The 20,882-nt window shown below is 49.7% G+C and carries 19 protein-coding genes; 5 read left to right on the forward strand and 14 right to left on the reverse strand.

What is annotated here, in order from left to right; all coding sequences use genetic code 11:
- Positions 1-5 precede the first annotated feature (5 nt).
- On the forward strand, positions 6-791 hold the full coding sequence (gene scpB, locus D9738_RS01450; RefSeq protein ID WP_130207859.1) for a methylmalonyl-CoA decarboxylase: 786 nt from the start codon (positions 6-8) through the stop codon (positions 789-791).
- 25 nt (positions 792-816) lie between these two features.
- Complete coding sequence (gene scpC, locus D9738_RS01455) at positions 817-2,295, forward strand: propionyl-CoA:succinate CoA transferase (RefSeq protein ID WP_130207861.1); 1,479 nt, start codon at positions 817-819, stop codon at positions 2,293-2,295.
- On the opposite strand, the gene D9738_RS01460 is transcribed toward scpC, so the two are convergent.
- The 3 genes from D9738_RS01460 to argO form a co-directional block, all read right to left on the reverse strand.
- Positions 2,292-3,188 carry a LysR family transcriptional regulator gene (locus D9738_RS01460; protein ID WP_130207863.1) on the reverse strand — a complete coding sequence of 299 codons (897 nt, stop codon included), beginning with the start codon at positions 3,186-3,188 and terminating at the stop codon, positions 2,292-2,294. The genes scpC and D9738_RS01460 overlap by 4 nt on opposite strands.
- 170 nt (positions 3,189-3,358) lie before the next feature.
- Entirely contained in the window at positions 3,359-4,099 is a 741-nt protein-coding gene (locus tag D9738_RS01465) for an oxidative stress defense protein (protein WP_064529765.1), read from the reverse strand.
- Positions 4,100-4,191: 92 nt separating this feature from the next.
- Positions 4,192-4,827 carry an arginine exporter ArgO gene (gene argO, locus D9738_RS01470; protein ID WP_130207865.1) on the reverse strand — a complete coding sequence of 212 codons (636 nt, stop codon included), beginning with the start codon at positions 4,825-4,827 and terminating at the stop codon, positions 4,192-4,194.
- Positions 4,828-5,041: 214 nt separating this feature from the next.
- Here argO and D9738_RS01475 point away from each other — a divergent pair, with 214 nt between their 5' ends.
- On the forward strand, positions 5,042-5,971 hold the full coding sequence (locus D9738_RS01475; RefSeq protein WP_130259409.1) for a hypothetical protein: 930 nt from the start codon (positions 5,042-5,044) through the stop codon (positions 5,969-5,971).
- 40 nt (positions 5,972-6,011) lie between these two features.
- Here D9738_RS01475 and mscS read toward each other — a convergent pair whose 3' ends face one another.
- From mscS to cmtB, 10 genes are all read right to left on the reverse strand, one after another.
- Positions 6,012-6,869, reverse strand: a complete 858-nt coding sequence (gene mscS, locus D9738_RS01480; RefSeq protein ID WP_130259410.1) for a small-conductance mechanosensitive channel MscS — start codon at positions 6,867-6,869, stop codon at positions 6,012-6,014.
- A 526-nt stretch (positions 6,870-7,395) separates the two neighbouring features.
- A complete protein-coding gene (fbaA, locus tag D9738_RS01485; RefSeq protein ID WP_000034372.1) occupies positions 7,396-8,475 on the reverse strand; it encodes a class II fructose-bisphosphate aldolase in 1,080 nt (359 codons plus the stop codon).
- Between the two features lie 141 nt (positions 8,476-8,616).
- Positions 8,617-9,780 carry a phosphoglycerate kinase gene (gene pgk, locus D9738_RS01490; protein WP_130258045.1) on the reverse strand — a complete coding sequence of 388 codons (1,164 nt, stop codon included), beginning with the start codon at positions 9,778-9,780 and terminating at the stop codon, positions 8,617-8,619.
- Positions 9,781-9,829: 49 nt separating this feature from the next.
- Positions 9,830-10,849 carry an erythrose-4-phosphate dehydrogenase gene (gene epd, locus D9738_RS01495; RefSeq protein WP_130259411.1) on the reverse strand — a complete coding sequence of 340 codons (1,020 nt, stop codon included), beginning with the start codon at positions 10,847-10,849 and terminating at the stop codon, positions 9,830-9,832.
- 303 nt (positions 10,850-11,152) lie between these two features.
- Positions 11,153-11,881, reverse strand: coding sequence for a nucleoside/nucleotide kinase family protein (locus tag D9738_RS01500; protein WP_130259412.1), 729 nt, complete (start codon positions 11,879-11,881; stop codon positions 11,153-11,155).
- Positions 11,878-12,387: a fumarase E gene (gene fumE / locus D9738_RS01505; RefSeq protein ID WP_130207875.1), complete on the reverse strand. Its 510-nt coding sequence runs from the start codon at positions 12,385-12,387 to the stop codon at positions 11,878-11,880. Before fumE ends, D9738_RS01500 begins: the two co-directional genes overlap by 4 nt.
- Positions 12,388-12,408: 21 nt before the next feature.
- On the reverse strand, positions 12,409-13,374 hold the full coding sequence (glpX, locus tag D9738_RS01510; RefSeq protein ID WP_130259413.1) for a class II fructose-bisphosphatase: 966 nt from the start codon (positions 13,372-13,374) through the stop codon (positions 12,409-12,411).
- Entirely contained in the window at positions 13,371-14,648 is a 1,278-nt protein-coding gene (locus tag D9738_RS01515) for a zinc-binding dehydrogenase (protein WP_130259414.1), read from the reverse strand. Before D9738_RS01515 ends, glpX begins: the two co-directional genes overlap by 4 nt.
- A gap of 14 nt (positions 14,649-14,662) precedes the next feature.
- Positions 14,663-16,051, reverse strand: coding sequence for a PTS mannitol transporter subunit IICB (cmtA, locus tag D9738_RS01520; protein WP_130259415.1), 1,389 nt, complete (start codon positions 16,049-16,051; stop codon positions 14,663-14,665).
- A 27-nt stretch (positions 16,052-16,078) separates the two neighbouring features.
- On the reverse strand, positions 16,079-16,522 hold the full coding sequence (gene cmtB, locus D9738_RS01525; RefSeq protein WP_130259416.1) for a PTS mannitol transporter subunit IIA: 444 nt from the start codon (positions 16,520-16,522) through the stop codon (positions 16,079-16,081).
- Between the two features lie 377 nt (positions 16,523-16,899).
- Between cmtB and D9738_RS01535 the strand changes: the two genes are divergently transcribed.
- On the forward strand, positions 16,900-17,808 hold the full coding sequence (locus D9738_RS01535; RefSeq protein ID WP_000646923.1) for a prohibitin family protein: 909 nt from the start codon (positions 16,900-16,902) through the stop codon (positions 17,806-17,808).
- Between the two features lie 45 nt (positions 17,809-17,853).
- Here the strand turns inward: D9738_RS01535 and tkt are convergent, their stop codons facing one another.
- Positions 17,854-19,845, reverse strand: coding sequence for a transketolase (tkt, locus tag D9738_RS01540; RefSeq protein WP_000098613.1), 1,992 nt, complete (start codon positions 19,843-19,845; stop codon positions 17,854-17,856).
- A 277-nt stretch (positions 19,846-20,122) separates the two neighbouring features.
- On the opposite strand from tkt, the gene loiP reads away from it, so the two are divergent.
- A complete protein-coding gene (gene loiP, locus D9738_RS01545; protein ID WP_130259417.1) occupies positions 20,123-20,881 on the forward strand; it encodes a metalloprotease LoiP in 759 nt (252 codons plus the stop codon).
- Position 20,882 lies beyond the last annotated feature (1 nt).

The following is a 20,882-nucleotide window of genomic DNA, read 5'->3' on the forward strand; positions in this document are numbered from 1 at the left end:
TTTTTATGTCTTATCAGTATGTTAATGTAGCCATCATCAACAAAGTGGCGGTCATTGAGTTTAACTATGCCCGCAAACTCAATGCGTTAAGTAAAGTCTTTATTGATGACCTGATTCAGGCATTAAACGATCTCAATCGTCCAGAAATCCGCTGCATCATTCTGCGTGCCCCAAGTGGTTCCAAAGTCTTTTCCGCAGGTCACGACATTCATGAGTTGCCGTCAGGAGGTCGCGATCCGCTCTCTTACGATGATCCGCTACGTCAAATTACCCGCGTGATCCAAAAATGCCCTAAACCAGTAATTTCGATGGTCGAAGGTAGCGTCTGGGGTGGCGCATTTGAAATGATCATGAGCTCTGATCTGATCATCGCCGCCAGTACCTCTACCTTCTCAATGACGCCAGTCAACCTGGGCGTACCGTATAACCTGGTGGGGATCCACAACCTGACTCGCGACGCGGGCTTCCACATTGTCAAAGAGCTGATTTTTACCGCTTCGCCAATCACCGCCCAACGCGCGCTGGCTGTTGGCATTCTTAACCACGTTGTTGAGGCCGATGAACTTGAAGATTTCACCTTACAAACGGCTCACCACATTTCCGAAAAAGCACCGTTAGCCATTGCAGTAATCAAGGAAGAGCTGCGCGTGTTGGGTGAAGCGCACACTATGAATTCAGATGAATTTGAGCGTATTCAAGGGATGCGCCGGGCGGTTTATGACAGCGAAGATTATCAGGAAGGTATGAACGCCTTCCTGGAAAAACGTAAACCTAATTTCGTCGGTCATTAATGATCCACGAACTAAGGAGCAAAGGATGAATATTACCCGGACAAGGATGACCGCCGATGAAGCGGCGGAAATTATCCAGCACAACGATATGGTGGCATTCAGTGGTTTTACCCCTGCGGGTTCGCCCAAGGCTCTTCCTGTTGCCATTGCCCGTCGCGCCAATGAACAACATGAGGCGAAAAAACCGTATCAAATTCGCCTGCTGACCGGAGCGTCGATTAGCGCCGCCGCCGATGACATACTCTCTGAAGCTGACGCCGTTTCATGGCGCGCGCCATACCAGACATCATTGGGATTGCGTAAAAAGATCAATCAGGGATCGGTTAGTTTTGTTGATCTGCATTTGAGCGAAGTTGCGCAAATGGTCAACTACGGCTTTTTCGGCGACATCGATGTTGCGGTAATTGAAGCCTCAGCCCTCGCTCCGGATGGTCGCGTCTGGTTAACCAGTGGGATCGGTAATGCCCCGACCTGGTTGCTGCACGCAAAGAAAGTGATCATTGAACTCAATCATTATCACGATCCGCGCGTTGCAGAACTGGCAGATATTGTGACTCCTGGCGCACCACCGCGGCGCAATAGCGTGTCGATCTTCCATGCGATGGATCGCGTCGGTACCCGCTATGTACAAATCGATCCGAAAAAAATTGTCGCCGTCGTGGAAACTAACTTACCTGATGCAGGTAACTCGCTGGATAAACAAAATCCTGTGTGCCAGCAAATCGCCGACAATGTGGTCACCTTCTTGTTGCGTGAAATGGCGCAGGGGCGTATTCCACGGGAATTTCTGCCACTGCAAAGCGGGGTAGGCAACATCAATAATGCGGTAATGGCGCGTCTGGGGGAAAACCCGGAAATTCCTCCGTTTATGATGTATTCGGAAGTGCTACAGGAGTCTGTGGTTCATCTTCTGGAAACCGGCAAAATTACCGGGGCCAGCGCCTCCAGTCTGACAATTTCTGCCGATTCACTGCGCAAGATTTACGCCAATATGGATTACTTCGCCAGTCGCATTGTGTTACGTCCGCAAGAAATTTCCAATAACCCAGAAATTATCCGCCGCCTTGGTGTTATCGCTCTGAATGTCGGCCTCGAGTTTGATATTTACGGACACGCCAACTCCACGCACGTCGTCGGCGTTAATTTAATGAATGGTATCGGCGGTAGCGGTGATTTTGAACGCAACGCGTATCTGTCGATCTTTATGGCACCGTCGATTGCTAAAGAAGGCAAGATCTCAACCATCGTGCCTATGTGCAGCCATGTTGATCACAGCGAACACAGCGTGAAAGTGATCATCACAGAACAAGGGATCGCCGACTTACGTGGCCTCTCCCCACTTCAGCGCGCGCGCACTATCATCGATAACTGCGCACATCCGATGTACCGTGACTATCTGCATCGCTATCTGGAGAATGCACCCGGCGGGCATATTCACCACGATCTTAGCCACGTTTTCGATCTGCATCGCAATTTGATCGAAACGGGCTCAATGCTAGGTTAATCGCTCGTACCGTCACGATCTTCAGCAATTTGCTGTAGCAGCGTGGCGGTATAGCGATGATTTTTCAGTGAATAAAGGTATTCCTGCATATACATTGGCGTATGCGGTGCATCAAAATATTTCAACGTAGCTGGGTTCACCAGCCGCCATGCAAAATGTGGGATCACCGTAAGAAAATGTCCGTGCTCAACGGCGCTGATTTTGGCCATAAAACTGTATGGGCGATAAATAATTGTTGGATTGATCCCACAAGGGCGCATGTTCGCATCAATCATCGCTTCATAATTAGCACGGTTTTGAAAGCGCATCTGTAACCAGGGCAACTCCTGTAACAACTCCTGCTCCTGACGCTCTTCATAACGGCGAGAAACGAGAAACCCCAGTCGCAGCGGCGGCAGTTCACTCATTGTTAGATTATCCAACCCGTGTACACGAGCGGAAACATGCTGCGGAGAGATAATAAAATCAAGCTGACGATAGAAGAGATTGTCGATAACCTCATTTTCGCTGAATTCAACCGGCTGGGCCGTCACGCCTTCATACTTATCACCCAGGCTAATTAACTGATCAAAAATAATCGTCGGATAGGTATTATCGATACCTATCACAATTTCACGAGAACGACGTCCAGAATTATGAATTTCATTATCGATCGCAGAAAGCCGTTGGTAAACCGGGAAAAGCTTTTGATAAAGCTCCTGCCCGGCTTTATTAAGGCTGATGTTATTATCTTTACGGGTAAATAATGTATAACCAATTTGCTCCTCTAGCGCGGCAATACTTTTGCCGAACGGTGAAGCAGTCATATGTAACTTTTCTGCCGCTCGGGCAATATTATTGGTTTGCGCTAATAAAATAAAATTGCGCATCTTTTTCGAAATAAAAATATCCATCGCCGCTTCCTCCAAACATCCCTGTCCGCTTAACCGTTTCAGTAAGTTAATCCTTAATGAAATCGCAAGCAAAGATAGGTGTCTACGTCATGGTTTTACAGAAAATTACAGAAAAAAGAGGCGATATCAGATAAAGACATTAGCCCGACAAATGAGTCGGGCTACAGGTATTATTGTGCGGCAGGTGTTTTAGCGGGTTGTTGATCCACTGGTTCTAACTGGAAGACCACATCGACCTGATCATCAAACTGAATAGCAGCCTGCTCGTAAGTTTCCTGGGCGGAAACCGGCGCGGCATCGGCTTTCATCATGCGTACCATTGGGCTGGGCTGATAATTGGAAACATGGTAGCGCACGCTATATACCGGCCCCAGTTTGCGATTAAAGCCGTTCGCCAGCTCCTGAGCCTGATGAATCGCGTTATCAATCGCAGCCTTACGCGCTTTGTCTTTATAGGCATCTGGCTGTGCCACGCCCAACGACACAGAACGAATTTCGTTGAGTCCGGCCTTCAGCGCGCCATCCAGCAAGGAATTCAGTTTGTCTAACTGACGAAGCGTGACTTCCACCGTTCTCACGGCACGATAGCCTTTCAGGATACTTTTACCATCCTGGTAATCGTAGTCTGGCTGGGTACGCAAATTCGCGGAACTGATATCTTTTTTCGCGATCTGATTGAGTTCAAGGAAAGAGATATATTGCGCGACACGCTCATCCGCCTGCTTCTTGGCAGAAGCGGCATCCTTCGCCGTCACGTTAACTTCAATAGCAAGAATAGCGATATCTGGCACCGCATCAACGCTTGCCGTTCCTGAAGTGACAATGTGCGGACCATCCGGTAGTTCATTGGCCTGCACAGCCATCCCGCTGAAACCCATCAATGCCGCCAGGGCGATAACTTTGAACTTCACGTTAGTCTCTCCGTGTTAATTGACTTGCCCAAAACTCAGGACCTCTGGAGGCAAGCTTAGCGTCTCTGTTTTATTTTTCCATCAGATAGCGCCTAACTGAACAAGGCTTGTGCATGAGCAACACCCTCTTTCGCCAGTTGTAGGGCGATAATCCACATAACGCAGCCCACCACGAGATTGATAATGCGCTGCGCTTTGGCGGTACGCAAACGCGGCGCCAGCCAGGCGGCTAATAACGCCAGACCAAAAAACCACAGGAAAGAGGCACTGATCGTCCCGAGCGCAAACCAGCGTTTTGGTTCGACATCAAGCTGTCCGCCCAGGCTGCCTAATACCACAAAGGTATCCAGGTAAACATGTGGATTCAGCCAGGTTACTGCCAGCATAGTGGCAATAATTTTCCAACGTCCCTGCTTCATCACTTCAGCACTAACCAGCTCAATATTGCTGCTCATCGCCGTTTTAAAAGCACCAAAGCCATACCACAGCAAGAAGGCCACACCGCCCCAGGTCACCAGCGCCAGCAACCACGGTGACTGCATCAATAACGCGCTACCACCAAAAATCCCGGCGCAAATCAGGACCAAATCGCTTATCGCGCAGAGCAAAGCAATCATAATGTGGTACTGACGACGAATGCCCTGATTCATCACAAAAGCATTTTGCGGACCAAGCGGCAGAATCATAGCAGCACCAAGTGCAAGGCCTTGAAAATAATAAGAAAACACGTTTAACATTCCGAACTAATTATCTGATAAAGAGACTATAGCGCGGGATTGTTATTAGATAAAATTTATAATGCTAATAGCATATAAATAATTTTAATAAAAAAATAAATAATTCTATTCGGTAACTGATTTTAGGATAAAGATCTCATCATTCCCCATAACATAAACGGCGTTATGGCTCTCTTTCCTGCTAGCGTTGTAAAGGACTAACACTATGCAAGCCTATGATCTCACTCTTCTCCCCTACCCTATCCACGAAAATATACCGCGCCAACAAGGTTGGTGCTTTGGCCTACCGCCAGGCATAACGCCCGAACAGTGGCCGCTGGATCCAAATAATGGTTTCCCATTGAATCATGGATTTACCCTGCTGTTGCCGGAAGATTATCGGATTTATGGGCCAGAGATTGTCGCGTTATCTTTCTTTGCTGTTGCGCCCGAGCACAACGATGGCGGAACACCATGTACAGAAGAAATATTGGATGTGTTTGAGAATTTTGAATCCTGCCCCCCACCTGAAGATCCAGACCTTTATGTTTTCTGGCAGGCAGAAAAGCAACGACATCCACGGCTATTTCGGATGGAAGATATATTAGGCTGTTCTTATGCGGTGATTTTACTCACCCAGCACGAGTTCAACGGCCCATTTTGTGAGCCGCCTGAACTTATACCTAACCACTATCGCGACCAGCAAGATACGCCAGAATGGCTGACTATCGGCAGTGCTTTTAGTTATTTTCAGGCTAACGTCAGGCCAAAAGATACGCCTGAAAGCAATTTTGTATACCGTAAAATGGGCACCATTCCTGAGCAGTCGCTGGCTTTCAATCTGGCGATTTCATGCGAGCCGCGCGCTTTTGATCCTAATGCGGGAATTAGCCCCACAGAAAGAAATAATACGGAATATCAGTCCATTCGTTATTTTTCTAAAGATGCAGAGGGAAAAAGTAAATGTGAAACTCACCAGTGGCATAGTGCACATCTACCCAATCATCTCGGTGGTTCAATGGCGCCCGTGCAGTCTATACCAAACGGAATGTCGCCTTATTATATTGAGTTTGAAGAGTATTTCGGTGGGTATAATTTCGGTGCAGGTAATGCCTGGCTGGACTTTAAAAATATGAAGTTTGATTTTAGTTGTTAAAAATGAGGGCTTATCACCTTGATAAGCCCTCATTACATAATTAACTATTGCTCTCTTTCACCCGCTTGAAGTTCACATCCATTTGCGGATACGGGAAGCTGATACCAGCAGCATCAAATTCACGTTTAATACGTTCCAGCACATCCCAGTACACGTTTTGCAGATCGCCACTGTTGCTCCAGGCACGCACGACGAAATTAATCGACGATGCGCCAAGTTCGTTCAGGCGTACTGTAATTTCACGATCTTTTAAAATACGATCTTCGGACTGAATAATATCGGTCAGGATCTGCTTAACCTGATCGATATCAGAATCATACGCTACGCCAATAATAAATTCGTTACGGCGCGCCGGCTCACGAGAGAAGTTAATAATATTACCGGCAATAATTTTACCGTTCGGAATAACAATAATTTTACCGTCTGCGGTACGCATGGTGGTGGAGAAAATCTGCACACTCTGTACAGTACCGGCAACGCCGCCGAGGTCAACATATTCTCCTGCACGGAACGGGCGGAACATAACCAGCAAAACGCCAGCAGCCAGGTTAGATAGTGACCCCTGCAAGGCCAGACCTACAGCTAAACCTGCGGCACCGAGTACGGCAATGACCGATGCGGTTTGTACGCCCACGCGGCCCAGTGCTGCAATTAACGTAAAGGCGATAATTGCGTAACGGATTAATGCAGAAAGAAAATCAGCAACGGTGGCATCTATGTTACGGGAGATCATCAGGCGATTCACCGCGTTGGAAATCATCCGCGCGATAATCAAACCAACGATGATGATCGCGAGTGCCGCCACGATGTTTACAGCATAACTCAGCAACAGCGCCTGGTTGTTTACCAACCAGGATCCTGCGCCGTTTATGCTATCGACAACTTTCAAATCTTCCATTCAATATTCCTTTTCAACTGACTTAAATTGGAGAAACATACTCCGCCGCCTCACGACGGGCAGTCTGACAAGGGTAAACAATAAAGCATAATTTTGCCAAATAGATCACAGATTTCTTAAGTACATCACCTTGCTTTTGGCGAAAAAAAGGTCCGCAGAGCGGGCCTCAGACAGATGACAACGTGCGCTTTGTCATGCCGGATGCGGCGTGAACGCCTTATCCGACCTACAAAAACCTGCAAATTCAATATATTGCAGGATACGTGTAGGCCTGATAAGCGTAGCGCATCAGGCAATTTTGCTTTTGGCGAAAAAAAGGTCCGCAGAGCGGGCCTCAGACAGATGACAATGTGCACTTTGTCATGCCGGATGCGGCGTGAACGCCTTATCCGACCTACAAAAACCTGCAAATTCAATATATTGCAGGACACTTGTAGGCCTGATAAGCGTAGCGCATCAGGCAATTTTGCTTTTGGCGAAAAAAAGACCCGCAGAGCGGGCCTTGAGATAAGCAGAGAGGAATATCTTACAGAACGTCGATCGCGTTCAGTTCCTGGAATGCTTTTTCCAGACGAGCGATCATCGAAGTCTGACCGGCACGCAGCCATACGCGCGGATCGTAGTATTTCTTGTTCGGCTGATCTTCGCCTTTCGGGTTGCCCAGCTGGCCCTGCAGGTAAGCTTCGTTCGCTTTGTAGTAGTTCAGAACGCCTTCCCAGGTTGCCCATTGGGTATCGGTATCGATGTTCATTTTAACTACACCGTAGCTTACGGAGTCTTTGATTTCCTGAGCAGTAGAACCGGAACCGCCGTGGAATACGAAGTTCAGGCTGTTGTGCGGCAGGTTGTGTTTCTTAGAAACATATTCCTGAGAGTCGCGCAGGATGGTCGGGGTCAGAACAACGTTACCCGGCTTGTAAACACCGTGTACGTTACCGAAGGACGCTGCGATGGTGAAGCGCGGGCTGATTTTGCTCAGCTCGGTGTATGCGTAATCAACGTCTTCCGGCTGGGTGTACAGTGCAGAAGCGTCCATGTGGCTGTTGTCCACGCCGTCTTCTTCACCACCGGTGCAACCCAGTTCGATTTCCAGAGTCATGCCGATTTTGGACATGCGCTCCAGGTATTTAGAGCAGATTTCGATGTTCTCTTGCAGAGATTCTTCAGACAGGTCGATCATGTGAGAAGAGAACAGCGGCTTACCGGTAGCAGCGAAGTGTTTTTCACCCGCGTCCAGCAGACCGTCGATCCACGGCAGCAGTTTCTTCGCGCAGTGGTCGGTATGCAGGATCACCGGAACACCATAGTGTTCAGCCATCTGGTGAACGTGATGCGCACCAGAGATCGCACCCAGGATAGCAGCACCCTGCGGAACGTCAGATTTCACGCCTTTACCAGCGATAAAGGAAGCACCACCGTTGGAGAACTGAACGATAACCGGCGCTTTAACTTTAGCAGCGGTTTCCAGTACGGCGTTGATGGAGTCAGTACCGACGCAGTTTACTGCTGGCAGTGCGAAGTTGTTTTCTTTTGCTACCTGGAAAACTTTCTGTACGTCATCACCAGTGATTACGCCAGGTTTTACGAAATCAAAAATCTTAGACATGTCTCTTGTCCTGTATCGTCGGGCCTTATACTCGCCATACCTCAAGTTGCTGTGCTGCAACTCGAATTATTTAGAGTATGAAAAAGTGCGTGCTTTAAAAGCGCGCTGCAACAAGGGCAGGTTTCCCTGCCCTGTGATTTTTTACTTCTTAGCGCGCTCTTCGAGCATCGCTACTGCAGGCAGTACTTTACCTTCCACGAATTCGAGGAATGCGCCGCCGCCAGTGGAGATGTAGGAGATTTTGTCAGCAATGCCGAACAGGTCGATTGCTGCCAGAGTGTCGCCGCCGCCAGCGATGGAGAACGCTTCGCTGTCTGCGATAGCGTTAGCCACGATTTCAGTACCTTTGCGGAAGTTCGGGAATTCGAACACGCCAACCGGACCGTTCCACAGAATGGTTTTCGCATTCTTCAGGATTTCAGCCAGTTCCTGAGCGGAAGCATCACCGATATCCAGGATCTGCTCGTCAGCTTTCACATCGTTAACAGATTTCAGAGTAGCCGGAGCGGTTTCAGAGAACTCAGTCGCTACGCGAACATCAGACGGAACCGGGATGTTGCAGGTGGTCAGCAGACGTTTTGCTTCGTCAACCAGGTCAGCTTCGTACAGGGATTTACCCACATCGTGGCCTTGTGCCGCGATAAAGGTGTTAGCGATACCACCACCTACGATCAACTGGTCAGCGATTTTAGACAGGGAGTCCAGAACGGTCAGTTTGGTAGATACTTTAGAACCACCAACGATAGCCACCATCGGGCGAGCAGGTTCTTTCAGTGCTTTACCCAGCGCGTCCAGTTCAGCTGCCAGCAGCGGGCCTGCGCACGCAACGTCAGCGAATTTGGCGATACCGTGAGTAGAAGCCTGCGCGCGGTGAGCAGTACCGAATGCGTCCATTACGAACACGTCACACAGTGCAGCGTATTTTTTGGACAGGGTTTCGTCGTCTTTCTTCTCGCCTTTGTTGAAGCGAACGTTTTCCAGAACAACCAGTTCACCTTCAGCAACGTCAACGCCGTCGAGGTAATCTTTAACCAGACGAACCGGGTTAGACAGTTTGTCTTTCAGGTAGTTAACAACCGGCAGCAGAGAGAATTCTTCGTTGTACTCGCCTTCGGTAGGACGACCCAAGTGGGAAGTTACCATCACTTTCGCGCCTTGTTTCAGGGCCAGTTCGATGGTCGGCAGAGAAGCACGGATACGCGCGTCGCTGGTTACTTTCCCGTCTTTTACTGGTACGTTCAGATCCGCACGGATAAATACACGTTTCCCAGCAAGATCCAGATCGGTCATCTTAATTACAGACATGGTGAATCCTCTCGTTGATTCTAAAAGTTTTGCAGACGCTGCTTGCGTCTTACCTGAAAGCAACAGTAGCCATAGCTAACGTCGTGTCGAGCATTCGGTTAGCAAAGCCCCATTCGTTATCGCACCAGACCAACGTTTTGATCAGGTGTGCGCCACTGACCCGGGTTTGGGTGCCATCGACAATGGCACTGTGCGGATCGTGGTTAAAATCTACAGAGACCAACGGTAATTCCGTATAGTCAACTATACCATGAAATGCATCTTGTGCTGCTTTTTGCAGCAACAGGTTGACTTCATTGGCTTTTACAGGTTTCTTCACCGTCACGCTTAAATCGATTGCCGTCACATTTATGGTTGGCACACGCACCGCAATCGCTTCAAAACGATCGTTAAACTGCGGGAAAAATCGCGTGATACCCGCGGCCAGTTTGGTATCGACCGGAATAATCGATTGGCTGGCTGCCCGGGTGCGGCGCAGGTCAGGATGGTATGCATCGATAACCTGTTGATCGTGCATGGCGGAGTGAATTGTAGTCACAGTGCCGGACTCAATACCGTACGCATCATCCAACAATTTGATGACAGGAATTATGCAATTCGTGGTACAGGAAGCGTTAGAAACGATGCGGTGTTCCGCACGAAGTTGATCCTGATTGACGCCGTAAACAACGGTCGCGTCGAGATCGTTACTGCCAGGATGTGAAAAGAGCACTTTTTTGGCCCCGGCGGCAAGGTGCGCTTCGCCATGCTCGCGGGTGCCATATACGCCGGTGCAGTCGAGAACCACATCAACGCCTAGTTCACGCCAGGGAAGCGATTGCAGTGAACGTTCATGCAATACGCGGATGACATCATCACCAACAAAAAGTTGATCACGTTCCTCACGGACTTCCCATGCAAAACGGCCATGACTGGTGTCATATTTCAACAAATGCGCCATGCCCGCAGCATCCGCCAGTTCGTTGATTGCCACCACGGTAATTTCCGCCCGGCGTCCTGATTCATACAAAGCACGAACCACATTACGCCCGATGCGACCGAAGCCATTTATCGCTACGCGTACGGTCATAGATCTCCTGCAAGGCTTTCCCTGAGCAAATTTGCCAGACAGAGTAATCCAGCAAATCGTTCGGGGAAACCTTACCTGTCGCAAACTGCGACTGATTGGTTAATTGTCGAACATTTAATCGACTGAAACGCTTCAGCTAGGATAAGCGAAACATGGAATAAAAGGAATGATTGTCCAGTCAAAGAAGACAATTATCTGACTTGCGTCACGTTTTCCGGCCTGATGCGTTGGAATTTATTCCACTTTGCAGAATCACGAATAAGCGTAGCAAAATCTTTTCGTTGTGCCGTCATAAACCCTGACTTATATCAGAATATGACTGATGCAGCGTCGATATTCACCCGTAGCGGTCATCATTAAGGTCAAATTTGCAGGCAGACTCTCTTCAAGCACCCGGCGAACATTCGGACCGTCGGTACGTTCATAAAAGGCTTCTGCGTCTGCCAGCGATAACCCCCCCGCCAGCTTGCGCCCCACCAGCCGTTCACGCAATGCAGCTGCGGGCGCGTTGATAAAGATCGAAAAATCACAAAATTGCGCAAGCTGGCGCCACTTCTCATCATCCAGCAACAACCAGTTTCCTTCGACGATGATTATTGGTGCGGTAACGTGCAACGCATCTTCTACCGGATCATGTTTTTGTCGATCGTACTGCGGCCACGTACAATCCCCTTCCACGACCTGGCACAGATTTTCCGCCAGTTTCGCCACATCGAACGTCTCTGGTGCACCTTTGAAGGGGCGTAATTGATGCGCATCCAGCCAGCTATTGTAATGGTGAAAACCATCCATCGGCAGCGTCTGGATAGTGGGTAATTCAGGGTCTTGTTGCGCGAGATATTCCCAGAAGGTAGTTAATGTAGATTTACCCGTCCCCGGCGGAGCGCAAAGAAAAACCACCGTACGTCGCTGCGGATTTACCGCCTGTAAGGCCGCCAGCATACGCAGTAGCGGTTTATGTACATTCTCAATTTCATCATCAGAGTACTGCGCCTGTACCTTTAGTCCATTCACCGTCAGTTCGATTTTCACGGCGTTAATTCCTTTAAAGTTGTCGTTACTGCCAGCGTCAGCGCCGTTTTGACCATCCCGCTAAAACGCGCCTCTGACCAGACGGCGAAATCGGCGAACTTCATCGCTTTTAACGCATCGTAGAGCGTCGCATTTCGGGTTATGCTATTGACATTGCTGATAAAATCCCAGGTTATATCATCGGTAAATCCGGGCGTTTCATCCTGTTCGTTCAGGTAATGCCAGAACTGGGAAAAGTGCGTGATATCGGCATACAGCCATTTATCCATTTTCCCCAGCGCATAAATCAAACGCAGCGCAACATCAATATCGTCAAGCGGGCCGCTTTGGGCGAGTAACGGCTTCACTGCATATTCCACGATCTCTTCATCGTTATCGACAAACAGCGACGGCAGAAACTGGCGTATCCCCAGGAGCAAAATAGAATGCGCAGTTTTCATAAATGACAATAAATTGTCCTGTGCGTCCAGTTGCTCAAGCACATCATCTTCTGTCAGCGTCGCCATTCGTCTTCCGATAGATCACCATCAATGCAGGGAGTCTATTATATTACACGTTTGGTCCGCGCCGCCGATCAGTAATGTCTGCGTCCGCACCCCATTCGCCGTCTGTTGGATACCGTTCACCAGCTCGCCGCCCGTCACGCCCGTAGCGCTAAAGAGGATATCGTTCCCCCTCACCAGTTCGTCGAGCGAGTACACACGGTTGACTTCAACACCCATCTCCTTACAACGCTTACGCTCCTGTTCTGCGATTTGCCGATTTTCGGTGTAGTCACCTTTGGCCTGGCAAAAATCGATTAATTCCGCCTGCATATCCCCACCCAATGCTTTAACAGCACAGGCAGAAATAACGCCTTCCGGTGCGCCACCGATGGTGTACATCACATCGTAAGGATTATCCTGCCAGCAGGTCAGCACGCTGGCGGCGACATCGCCATCCGGCAGGGCAAAAACCTTCACGCCCAGCTGTGTTGCTTCCTCAATTGCGGCTCTCAGGCGCGGTTTATCCAGCGTAACCATGCGCAGCTTGTCCAGCGGTTTGCCTAACGCTTTCGCCACGTTGCGCAGGTTGTCCGCCAGGGGCAAAGACAGATCAATCACCCCGGCAGCCAGTCGATTAACAACCAGCTTTTTCATATACATATCGGGCGCATGTAACAGGCTATCTCGAGGGGCGAAAGCCATGACCGCCAGCGCATTGCTCTGCCCCATCGCCACCATCCGCGTGCCTTCAATGGGATCAACCGCGATATCGACTTCTGGCCCATCGCCTTTGCCCACCTCTTCGCCAATCCACAGCATCGGCGCATGGTCAATTTCTCCCTCGCCGATAACCACTCGCCCACGAAAAGCGACGTCGTTCAACGCCTGGCGCATCGCGGTGACCGCCAGGCCATCAATTTTATTTTTGTCGCCACATCCGGTTTGCGGCCAGGCAGCCAACGCTGCCTGTTCCGTAACGCGAAATAATGGCCACGCCAGGGACATCATTGCGCGGCCTCCCCAATATCAACGCCAAATTGCGCCAGCAGATATTTCTCGGCCTGTTCATTCCAGATGCCGTGCGTTTCCTCAACCAGCCGCGCCAGCTCTTTAAACAGCGGATCGGTTTTGCCTTTTTCGGCAAAATCGTCAATGGCAGTGAGCGGCATGGTCACGCCGTTATAAATGAGTTTTTTGCCGCCTGGGATATCCGGCAGATTGAGCACGGTTTCTGGCACCGCATCCAGGCCACCGATATGGGTCACCATAAACGACGGCTGCAACTGCCCCGTGGCACTAAGGGCAATCGCCTCTTTCATGTCATCCGTTGAACCACCGGATGTACCGACGACGTGCGTGCTGTTGTAATGGACGTTGTAGAAATTAAACGGCACTTTGAAGTTTTTATCCGTCGGACCGGCAAAGAAGTTCAGGCAGCCATCTTCCGCCAGTAATTCATCCGCCATTTCAACAACAGCAGGCACCGCCGCATAAACAAAAATGTCATCGAACCCGGCATCATCCGTCAGCGCCCGTAGCATCTGGACAGGATCACTCATCCCTTTGGTATTCACATACACCAGCTCAATGCCTTTACTGGCCGCCAGCTCCACTGGCAGCAACTTCTGCACCTGCGCCAGACGTTTGTCGTCGATATCGACCACCACCACCCGCGACGGTTGTATGCCGCCGTTAATGGCATAATCGATAGCGCCAATTCCCATCGGACCTGCACACGCCAGCAGTGCAATATTGCCGCCAGGTTTGACGCCCATGCGATGCTCATAAACATATTGCGTGGTGTGATAATTGGCATGATAAGCGCCAATAATGCAGCACATAGGCTCTGCCAGCGACGCCGCTGCAAAATAAGAGCCGTGATACGGTAATACGCAGCCCAAATTAATGGCTACCTCTGGAATAATCATATAGGTGGCGTTACCGCCAAAATATTCGTAGCTGTAGCCCGCTGAATATCCGCTTGGTAACCCCATCGCCGGTTGCAATACAAAACGCTGACCTTTTTTATATTTGTCGGTGAGATTTTTACCCACTTCGACAATAACCCCGGCACATTCATGCCCGGTAATGACCGGATGATTTTCTAAATCGTCGGGTACGCGCTTATGTTCACTACCGAGTAACGCCGCTTTCCAGGTCGATAAACAGACGCTGTCAGAAATTACACTCACCAAAAGTTCGTTATCAGTAATTTCTGGCAATTCAAATTCGCGCAGACGGACATCCCGCTTGCCATAAATAGCAGCAACTTTGGTTTTCATTTTTACCTCTGCAATCAGTTTTTATGTTCGGCGGTTAATTGATTAAATAAAGTGTCGAGTTTTGGATCGCCAATATAGTTATTAATCAATATCAGCGTTTTATCCGTCACACGTTTCACGCGCCCTTCCAGACTGGCATGAGTAACGACGATATCCGCATCCGCAGGCGCGTTTTCTATGGCGTAATGTTTTACTTCCATTGTCAGCCCTGCTTTTTCCAGGCGTTTACGGAAGGTGGTTGCGCCCATCGCGCTGGAGCCCATCCCTGCATCGCAAACAAAGGCAATACGCTTAACACGGCTTAACGAGAATGCGCCTTCCTGCTTCATTGCTTTAACCGCATTGGCTGACTCGGTAAATTCATCTTCGCTCTCAGTCTCCACTGTTTTTTCCATCTTCAGTATCAGGGAAGTGATGACAAAGGACACCAGCGTGCCTACCGTAACTCCGGCAATTGTCGCCAGGAACGAGCCTTTCGGCGTCAGCGCCAGGTAAGCAAAGATAGAACCTGGGCTTGGGCCTGCAACCAGACCACCGTCCAGCAAATTAAACATCCAGGTGCCAGACATACCGCCCGCAATCATGGCGATAATGGTCAACGGCTTCATCAGCACATACGGGAAATACAGTTCGTGGATCCCACCGAGGAAGTGAATAATCATCGCACCAGGTGCAGAGCGCTTACTCATCCCTTTACCAAACAGAGTGAATGCCAGCAGCAGCCCTAAGCCAGGCCCAGGGTTGGATGCCACCATAAAGAAGATGGATTTGCCATTAACTGATGCCTGTTGCATCCCCAGCGGATAATAGACGCCCTGATCTATCGCGTTATTGAGGAAAAGCACTTTCGCCGGTTCATTGATGACTGACAGCAAAGGCAGATAGCCTGCATGTACCAGTGCTTCAATACACTCTTTGACGAAAGTATTGGCAATTAACACCGCCGGGCCGATGACTTCAAAACCCAGCAGACAGAGAATCATCCCCGCGATACCTAATGAGAAGTTATTGATAACCATCTCAAAACCAGCAGGTATGCGTTTTTCCAGTGCTTTATCGACATATTTTATGACCAGCCCACCTAACGGTCCCATGATCATTGAGCCAAGGAACATCGGAATTTCAGCACCGACAATAACGCCAATCGTCCCTATTCCGCCCATGACCGCACCGCGTTTACCACCGACCAGATGACCACCTGTAGAACCAATCATCACGGGCAATAAATAGGTAATCATCGGGCCGACAATTTTGGCGAAATGTTCGTTAGGCAGCCAACCAGTAGGAATAAATAATGCAGTAATAAAACCCCAGGCAATAAAAGCACCAATATTGGGGATGACCATTGCCGTCAAAAAGCCCCCAAAAGCCTGGACCTTTGCACGAGCAGACTTGTTTTCCATAATATTATCCTGTAGAGGAGAGAGTAATTATCCGCGGTTGATTAAGTCCGCTAATTGTTTTTCTGATATTGCTGTTAATAGTTGTTCGAGTATTTCTTCTTCGCACAGTAATTCACTTAACGCCTGAATAGCGCCAATGTGCGAATCAGCATCGGCAGCCGAAAGCCCGATGAGTAATTTAATCGGTTCGTCATTCCCCGGGAAATACACTGGTCGTTCGAGTAATGTCAGTGACATCCCGGTTTTAAGCGCCCCACATTCCGGTCGCGCATGAGGCATCGCCACGCCTGGTGCGAGAATATAATAAGGGCCATTGTTGATAGTTGAATCTTTAATTGCCTGAATGTAATTCTCGCTGATATAGTTTTTATCCAGCAATGATACCATCGAGAAATCGATAGCTTCCTGCCAGTCTTTTGCTGAATGTATAACTGAGATTGATGATTCTGGAAAATAATCAATAAGCCGCATAAATTATCCTTATTTTATTTTTAGGGTATCGTCCGGCGGTAAAAATAAAATACTCGTGCGGTTTAATGAAAGCAATTGGGTACGCGAGAAGAAAAACCCCATAAACCAAAATAATAAAACCTTAAATAACAATAATATGAAATTGATATTTTTAAAGTCAACTTTGTATTTGTTATGTTTGTCACAAAATCAATATTTTGTTTGTTATTGTATTTGTGATGCATATCTCTATTTGTTTATTGAATGTTCGAAAACATACTTTTCTAATGCAATGTTTTTTCGCTATACCCCTTTATAGATTCTGAATTCTCACCTGTCGGCTGTTTTCTCCTCACCTCATGTGACATATTCCCATACTTTACTCAAGGAAGATTGTCATGAAAGCACCTGTTTCTATAACCTCATTTCGCCCACAAAAATCTATTGCTATCGCCATTGGCGTGCTTGCCGTGGTTGTGCTGCCATTTCTCTCGTATTACACCGTTAATGAAGGTGAACGCGGCATTTTGCTGCGCTACGGAAAAATCGTAAAAGTTGCCGAGCCGGGTCTGGGTTTTAAGATCCCTTTTATGGAAAGCGTGGAGAAAATTTCCACGCGTAATCAGGCTGTGGTCTATCAGGGATTACAGGCCTACAGCCGCGACCAGCAACCGGCACAAATGACAGTATCAGTCAGCTTCCACATAAAACCTTCGGAAGCAGGCGCGGTTTATACCACTTACAACACCATTGAAGCATTAAAAGATCGCCTGATTGTTCGCCAGTTGCCAACCCAACTGGAGAACGTTTTCGGTCAATATACCGCCATCAGCGCGGTACAGGATCGTACAAAACTGGTTCAGGATCTGCAAAATGCCATGCGCAAAGCCGTTGTTGGCCCGGTAGTGATTGACGGGGTTCAGATTGAGAATATTGATTTTTCTGACGCTTATGAAAAGTCGATTGAAGATCGAATGAAAGCGGAAGTCGCCATTGCCACACGTAAGCAAAATCTGGAAACAGAGAAAATCCAGGCGCAAATTGCGGTAACTCAGGCCCAGGCAGAAGCAGACAGTAAACTGGCGGCAGCCAAAGCAGAAGCGGAAACTATTCGCGTAAGAGGCGCAGCAGAGGCTGAAACCATTCGTTTAAAAAGTGCGGCTGAAGCAGAAGCTATCCGCCTGCGCGGGGAAGCCCTGCGAGATAATCCCGGACTTGTTGCCCTCACCACTGCTGAGCGCTGGGACGGCAAGCTGCCCGATACCATGATTCCAGGTAGCACAGTTCCGTTTATCTCTACTAAGTAAAAAAAGGGCCGCTTTCGCGGCCCTTCTCACAAAGCATCTTACCGATTACAGCAACGCTTTTGCTTTCGCAACAACGTTATCAACGGTGAAGCCGAACTCTTCAAACAGCAGTTCAGCCGGAGCAGATTCACCGAAGGTGGTCATACCGACGATAGCGCCATTCAGGCCAACATACTTGTACCAGTAGTCAGCAATGCCAGCTTCCACCGCAACACGAGCGGTAACCGCTTTCGGCAGTACGGATTCACGGTAAGCCGCATCCTGCTTGTCGAATGCGTCGGTAGACGGCATGGAAACCACGCGCGCTTTCACGCCTTCAGCAGTCAGTTTTTCGTAGGCAGCGACAGCCAGTTCAACTTCAGAACCGGTAGCGATGAAAATCAGTTCCGGCTGACCGGCACAGTCTTTCAGCACATAACCACCGCGCGCGATGTTTGCCAGCTGCTCTTCAGTACGTTCCTGCTGCGCCAGGTTCTGACGGGAGAGGATAAGCGCAGTCGGGCCGTCCTGACGCTCAACGCCGTATTTCCACGCGACCGCGGATTCAACCTGGTCACACGGACGCCATGTAGACATGTTCGGGGTTACGCGCAGAGAAGCGACCTGCTCTACCGGCTGGTGAGTCGGGCCATCTTCGCCCAGACCGATGGAGTCGTGGGTGTAAACCATCACCTGGCGCTGTTTCATCAGCGCAGCCATACGTACGGCATTACGTGCGTATTCCACGAACATCAGGAAGGTGGAGGTGTACGGCAGGAAACCACCGTGCAGGGAGATACCGTTAGCAATCGCGGTCATACCGAACTCGCGAACACCGTAGTGGATGTAGTTACCCGCAGCATCTTCGTTGATTGCTTTAGAACCAGACCACAGGGTCAGGTTAGACGGTGCCAGGTCAGCGGAGCCGCCGAGGAATTCCGGCAACAGCGGACCGAACGCTTCGATAGCATTCTGAGACGCTTTACGGCTGGCGATTTTCGCCGGATTAGCCTGCAGTTTAGCGATGAATTCTTTCGCTTTGGCGTCGAAGTCAGACGGCATTTCGCCTTTCATACGGCGGGTAAATTCAGCGGCTTCCTGCGGATAAGCTTTCGCGTAAGCAGCGAATTTCTCGTTCCATGCGGATTCTTTCGCCTGGCCTGCTTCTTTCGCATCCCACTGAGCATAGATTTCAGACGGGATTTCGAACGGCGCATATTTCCAGCCCAGCTGTTCGCGGGTCAGGGCAATTTCAGCGTCGCCCAGCGGCGCACCGTGGGAGTCGTGCGTACCGGCTTTGTTCGGGGAACCGAAACCGATGATGGTTTTGCACATCAGCAGGGACGGTTTGTCGGTCACTGCGCGCGCTTCTTCTACTGCGCGTTTGATGGATGCTGCGTCATGACCGTCGATGTCGCGAATAACGTGCCAGCCGTAGGCTTCGAAACGCATTGCGGTGTCGTCGGTAAACCAGCCTTCAACGTGACCATCGATAGAAATACCGTTGTCATCGTAGAACGCAATCAGTTTACCCAGCTTCAGCGTACCCGCCAGAGAGCAAACTTCGTGGGAGATGCCTTCCATCATGCAGCCGTCACCCATGAAGGCGTAGGTGTAGTGGTCGACAATGTCGTGACCCGGACGGTTAAACTGCGCCGCCAGCGTTTTTTCTGCAATCGCCATACCGACTGCGTTGGCAATACCCTGACCCAGCGGACCGGTGGTGGTTTCCACACCAGCGGTGTAACCCACTTCCGGGTGACCCGGAGTTTTGGAGTGCAGCTGACGGAAGTTTTTCAGTTCTTCCATCGGCAGATCGTAACCGGTGAGGTGCAGCAAGCTGTAGATCAGCATGGAGCCGTGGCCGTTGGACAGCACGAAGCGGTCACGGTCAGCCCAGGACGGATTCTGCGGGTTGTGTTTCAGGAAATCACGCCACAGGACTTCGGCAATGTCAGCCATACCCATCGGGGCGCCCGGGTGACCGGATTTGGCTTTCTGTACTGCGTCCATGCTCAGCGCACGAATAGCATTGGCAAGCTCTTTACGTGAGGACATTTTGACTCCAGATCGGATGATGAAGGGCACGCCCTTAACGACTTGACGACAGCGCGTTTTGGGCTACGCCGGAAAATTTGCCAACAATTTACCGCAAGCCGCGCGTCATGTACATGGAACATCCTTTTGCCGTTTCAGAAATCTCTGGATCATGCTCGCATGTTGCGCAATCTGCTCGCCCGTCCGCTGCGCTTTTTCTTATACTTAGGACGAGCGTCGATTCACCTGCAAACGGCGCATTTTTAGAATAATCCTGACCTTGTGCGGAAGAGAAAACATGAAAATTCGCGCCTTATTGGTAGCAATGAGCATGGCAACGGTACTGACCGGTTGCCAGAATATGGACTCCAGTGGACTGCTCTCATCAGGAGCGGAAGCTTTTCAGGCTTACAGTTTGAGCGATGCGCAGGTAAAAGCCCTGAGCGATCAGGCGTGCCAGGAGATGGACAGCAAGGCGACGATTGCGCCAGACGGTAGCGAATACGCTAAACGTCTGACCACTATTGCTAATGCGCTGGGAAATAACATCAACGGCCAGCCGGTAAATTACAAAGTGTATATGGCGAAGGATGTGAATGCCTTTGCGATGGCAAACGGCTGTATCCGCGTCTATAGCGGCCTGATGGATATGATGACCGATAACGAAGTCGAAGCGGTGATCGGTCATGAAATGGGCCATGTGGCGTTAGGCCATGTGAAGAAAGGGATGCAGGTAGCACTTGGTACAAATGCCGTGCGAGTAGCTGCGGCCTCTGCGGGCGGGATTGTCGGCAGTTTATCGCAATCACAACTCGGTGACTTGGGCGAAAAATTAGTCAATTCGCAATTCTCCCAGCGCCAGGAAGCAGAGGCGGATGATTATTCCTACGATTTGCTGCGTCAACGCGGCATCAGCCCGGCAGGCCTTGCCACCAGCTTTGAAAAACTGGCGAAACTGGAAGAAGGCCGCCAAAGCTCAATGTTTGACGACCATCCGGCATCCGCCGAACGCGCCCAGCATATTCGCGATCGTATGAGCGCGGATGGGATAAAGTGAT

The organism is Escherichia sp. E10V5 (assembly GCF_004212315.1).
In the GTDB taxonomy this organism is placed as follows: domain Bacteria; phylum Pseudomonadota; class Gammaproteobacteria; order Enterobacterales; family Enterobacteriaceae; genus Escherichia.